We start from the raw sequence: 5,011 nt of genomic DNA on the forward strand, positions 1-5,011 counted from the left end.
CGCCGATCCCGCGCCTTTCCCGCTCTCCTCGGCCGCCCTCCGCGCGCGCAGAGCGGCCGCGCTTGCGCCGCTCCGTACGGACCGGCCCCGACAGTGCACGGACACGCCCTTCCCGTACTGTCGTTCCATGCCACGCCGCACCGCGACGATGCTCGCCTCCACGCTGATCCTGATCGCGCTGCTCTGCGCAGGCGTGCTGATCCCCGTGCCGTACTCGGAGATGTCCCCGGGCCCCACGGTGAACACGCTGGGCGACGCGCGGGGCGAGCCGGTGCTGCAGATCGAGGGGCACCCGACCTACCCGACGTCCGGGCACCTCAACATGACGACGGTCCGGGTCACCGGCGCCGACTACGACATGAACATCGTCCAGGCCGTCTACGGCTGGCTGGCCCACGACAGCGTGATCGTGCCGCACGACACTCTCTACCCGAACGGCAAGACGGAGGAGGAGTCCACCCAGGAGAACGCCGAGGAGTTCAGCCAGTCCCAGGAGAGCGCCAAGGTCGCCGCCCTGAAGGAGCTGAAGATCCCCGTCACCTCCCGGGTCGTCGTCTCCACGGTGATCAAGGACAGCGCGGCCCAGGGCAAGCTGCACGCCGGCGACGTGATCAAGGCCGTGGACGGGACCGCGGTCGGACAGCCCCAGGACGTCGCCAAGCTGGTCTCGGCGCGCAAGCCGGGTGAGAAGGTCGTCTTCACGATCGTGCCCGCCAAGACCGCGGCCGCGGCGGAGAAGGCGGGCAAGGAGCCCGAAGGCTCCCAGGAGATCACCCTCACCACACGGAAGGCGCCCGACGAGGACCCGGCGCACCCCTCGCAGGACCGGGCGATCGTCGGTATCCAGGCGGGGACCGACCACACCTTCCCGTTCGAGATCGACATCAAGCTCGCCGACGTCGGGGGCCCGAGCGCCGGGCTGATGTTCTCCCTGGGCATCATCGACAAGCTGACACCCGGCAAGCTGACCGGCGGTGAGTTCATCGCCGGCACGGGCACCATCGACGACGCCGGGAAGGTCGGGCCGATCGGCGGCATCAACATGAAGCTGGTCGGTGCCCGTGACGCGGGGGCCCGCTATTTCCTGACCCCCGACGACAACTGCGCCGCGGCGGCGGCCGACACCCCGAGCGGACTCACGCTGGTGCGGGTGAAGACCCTCGCAGACGCCAGGGCGTCCCTGGACAAGATCCGCACCGGGGACCCGGCCGGCCTCCCGAGCTGCTCGACGGGCTGAGCCCGGCCGGGCAGCCCGGGGCCGCGCGGATCAGGACTCGAAGGTCGCGGCGAGCGCCTCGGCCAGCCCCGGCACCAGGCCGGCACCGGTCAGCACCTCGGTCGGGGAGTCCTTCTCCCGCAACCGCACCGCGGAGTCGCGGGCCCCGTCCCGCAGCACCGCCACGGTCATCCGCACCTCCTGCCGGTCGGGGTGCGCGGCCACCCACTCCGTCAGCCGGGCATCGCTCAGCCCCTCCGGCACGGAGGCCTCCGCGGACGGCGGCAGCATCAGCCGTTCCACGGTGAGCGCGCAGCCGGTGACCGCGTCGGGCCAGGCGATCGTGGCGAGGAACTCGTCCAGCGCCGTGCCGGCCGGAAGCTCCTCCTGCTCCACGGGGGTGAGGGCCGAGCCCGACGACGACGGGTCGTCGAGCCCCAGCTGGGCGGCGAGCCCCGGCTCCTGGGAACGCAGCCGGGCGGTGTCGACGAGCGCGAACAGGCGCGCGGGCTGGTCCCAGCCGAGGGTGGCGGCGTAGGCGTCGATTTCGAGGACGGCGACGGTCAGAGGACTCGACGCCATCGGAGGGCCTGAGGGGGAAACATTGGGCATGCCCAATATCCTGCCTCCTTCCGCCCCGGGAACGGGAACTAGGTAAAGCCTCAGTAAGTTGCATAGGTGGGCTCTACGATCGCTGGGCCCCCCTTCACACGACCGCGAACTTCGAGGTGCGCACGTTGGCTTTCCAGATGCCGGACCGCGGCGGAGGCCCGACCGGGCCACGGATCAGAGTCGGCCGCCCGTCCCGGCGTGCCCGTACCCTGCTCATGACATTGGGCGTCCTGGTGGTTCTCGCCATGGCCTTCGTCATGTTCGCCGGGTTCTGGACGGACTGGCTCTGGTACAGGTCGGTCGCGTATTCATCCGTCTTCACCACCACCCTGTGGACCAAGATCGGGCTGTTCCTCGTCTTCGGACTGCTGATGGCGCTCGCCGTCGGTGTGAACATCTGGCTGGCGCACCGGCTCCGGCCGCCGCTGAGCGCGATGTCGCTGGAGCAGCAGAGCCTGGACCGCTACCGGATGAGCGTCGCCCCCTACAAGAAGTGGGTGCTGCTCGCGATCACCGCGCTCGTCGGGCTGATCGCCGGCGCCTCCGCGTCGGGGCAGTGGCGCACGTGGCTGATGTACGTCAACGGCGTGCCGTTCGGTCAGAAGGACCCCCAGTTCAAGCTGGACGTCTCCTTCTACGCCTTCGACCTGCCGTTCTACCGTTTCCTGCTCGGCTTCGGCTTCGCCGCGGCGGTGCTGTCGCTGATCGCGGCGGCGCTCACCCACTACCTCTACGGCGGGCTGCGGGTCACCAGCCCCGGCGCCCGGGCCACGGGCGCGGCCACCGGCCACCTCTCCGTGCTGCTCGGCGTCTTCGTCTCGCTGAAGGCGGTGGCGTACTGGCTCGACCGGTACGGCCTCGCCGTGAAGAGCAGTGACTTCAAGGCCACGGACAACTGGACGGGGCTGCGGTACGTCGACGCCAACGCCTATCTGCCGGCGAAGACGATCCTCTTCTGCATCGCCGCGATCTGCGCCGTGCTGTTCTTCGCGACGCTCTGGCGGCGCACCTGGCAGCTGCCGGTGATCGGTTTCGGTCTGATGGTGCTCTCGGCGATCCTGATCGGCGGGCTGTACCCGGCGATCGTGCAGAAGTTCCAGGTCCAGCCGAACGAGCAGGCCAAGGAAGCCCCGTTCATCCAGAAGAACATCGACGCCACGCGGGACGCGTACGACATCGACGACGCACAGGTCGACGACTACGCGGGCACCAGCACGACCGACGACGGCAACAAGCTGAGGGCGAGCGCCGACTCCGCCGCCAGCTACCGCGTGATGGACCCGAACGTCGTCTCGCCCGCCTTCCAGCAGCTCCAGCAGAAGAGGAACTACTACCAGTTCCCCAAGACGCTGGACGTCGACCGCTACAAGGGGCCCGACGGCAAGGAGCAGGACACCGTCATCGGCCTGCGCGAGCTGAACATCCAGGGCCTCCCCAAGCGGAACTGGATCAACGACCACTTCACGTACACCCACGGCTACGGCGTCATCGCGGCCCGGGGCACGACGACGGGCACCAACCCGACGGGCTCCCCGGACTTCACGGAGTCGGGCCTGCCCACCACAGGTGACCTGGGCGAGTACGAGCAGCGGATCTACTACGGCGAGAAGACCGAGCAGTACTCCATCGTCGGCGGGCCCCAGAAGGAGCTCGACTACGAGGAGGACGGCGAGAAGACCACCAGCTACAAGGGCGACAGCGGGGTCAGCCTCTCCAACGCCTTCAACCGCGCCGCCTACGCGGTGTCCTTCAGCGAGCCGCAGATCCTGTACTCCGGAGCCATCGGGGACGGTTCGCGGATCCTCTACAACCGGACGCCGAAGGAGCGGGTCGAGGCGGTCGCGCCCTGGCTGACCATCGACGGGGACGCCTATCCGGCGGTCGTCGACGGCCGGATCCAGTGGATCGTCGACGCCTACACCACGACCAACGGCTATCCGTACGCCTCGCGTACGACGCTCGGTGACACCACGGCCGACTCGCTGACCACCAATCAGCGTGCCGTCGTCGCCCAGCAGAACCAGGTCAACTACATCCGGAACTCCGTGAAGGCCACCGTCGACGCCTACGACGGCAAGGTCAAGCTCTACGAGTGGGACACCGAGGACCCGGTGCTCAAGACGTGGCGCAAGGCGTTCCCCGGCACGGTCGAACCGCGCTCGGAGATCTCGCAGGAGCTCATGGACCACCTGCGGTACCCGCAGGACCTGTTCAAGGTCCAGCGTGAGCTGCTGACCCGGTACCACGTCGTGAACCCCGCACAGTTCTACAGCGGCAGTGACGCCTGGCAGGTCCCGGACGACCCGACCAACAAGGAACCCGGGTCCGTCCCGCCGTACTACCTGAGCATGAAGATGCCGGGCCAGGACACGCAGAAGTTCTCCCTGACCACGACCTTCACCCCGAAGGGGCGCCCCAACCTGGGGGCGTTCATGGCGGTGGACGCGGACGCGGCCAGCAAGGACTACGGCACGATCAGACTGCTGAGAGTCACCAGCACGGTCAAGGGCCCCGGTCAGGTGCAGAGTGAGCTCAACGGCAACGACGACGTGGCCGAGTTCGTGAGGAACCTCAAGGGCACCGACTCGGACATCGAGTACGGCAACCTGCTGACGGTGCCGCTCGACGGAGGCTTCCTCTACATCGAGCCGGTGTACACGCGCGGTGGCACGCAGAACTACCCGCTGCTGCGCAAGGTCGCCGCTTCGTACGGCTCGAAGATCGTCTTCGAGAACAACCTCGGCGACGCGCTGAACGCCGTCTTCGGGGTCGAGGGCTCCGACACGACCACACCGCCCACCGAGCCCGACCAGCCACCGGGTGACACCACGAAGCCCCCGGCCACCGGGGACGCCGCGCTGAAGAAGGCCATCGCGGACGCCCAGAAGGCGTACACGGACGGTGAGACGGCGCTCAAGGAGCAGGACTGGAAGGCTTACGGCGAGGCCCAGGCGGCCCTGGAGCAGGCGCTCCAGCGTGCCGCGGCGGCCCAGCCCAAGGCCTCCGGCTCGGGCGGCGCCGCGGACAGCTCGTCCGACGCGTCGGACGGAGCGGATAAGCCCGACAAGCCGGAGAAGGGCAAGCCGGATAAGGCTGACGAGTCGGACAAGCCTGATCCGGTGGACCAGGCCGGCGGCCAGACCGACTGAGAAAGCACCACCCCGCGTCGTGGTACGGTTTGAA

General features: G+C 68.8%; 3 protein-coding genes. 2 read left to right on the plus strand and 1 reads right to left on the minus strand.

What is annotated here, in order from left to right; translation table 11 throughout:
* The first annotated feature begins 127 nt into the window (after positions 1 to 127).
* The gene (locus tag IH13_RS0110035) at positions 128 to 1,237 is read left to right on the plus strand and encodes a YlbL family protein (protein ID WP_031083017.1); all 1,110 of its coding nucleotides are present in this window, start codon (positions 128 to 130) and stop codon (positions 1,235 to 1,237) included.
* Between the two features lie 30 nt (positions 1,238 to 1,267).
* On the opposite strand, the gene IH13_RS0110040 is transcribed toward IH13_RS0110035, so the two are convergent.
* Positions 1,268 to 1,828, minus strand: a complete 561-nt coding sequence (locus IH13_RS0110040) for a PPA1309 family protein (RefSeq protein ID WP_037841063.1) — start codon at positions 1,826 to 1,828, stop codon at positions 1,268 to 1,270.
* Between the two features lie 137 nt (positions 1,829 to 1,965).
* On the opposite strand from IH13_RS0110040, the gene IH13_RS0110045 reads away from it, so the two are divergent.
* Complete coding sequence (locus tag IH13_RS0110045; RefSeq protein ID WP_031083021.1) at positions 1,966 to 4,977, plus strand: UPF0182 family membrane protein; 3,012 nt, start codon at positions 1,966 to 1,968, stop codon at positions 4,975 to 4,977.
* Positions 4,978 to 5,011: the final 34 nt, after the last annotated feature.

Source organism: Streptomyces sp. NRRL WC-3549 (assembly GCF_000721935.1).
Taxonomy (GTDB): domain Bacteria; phylum Actinomycetota; class Actinomycetes; order Streptomycetales; family Streptomycetaceae; genus Streptomyces.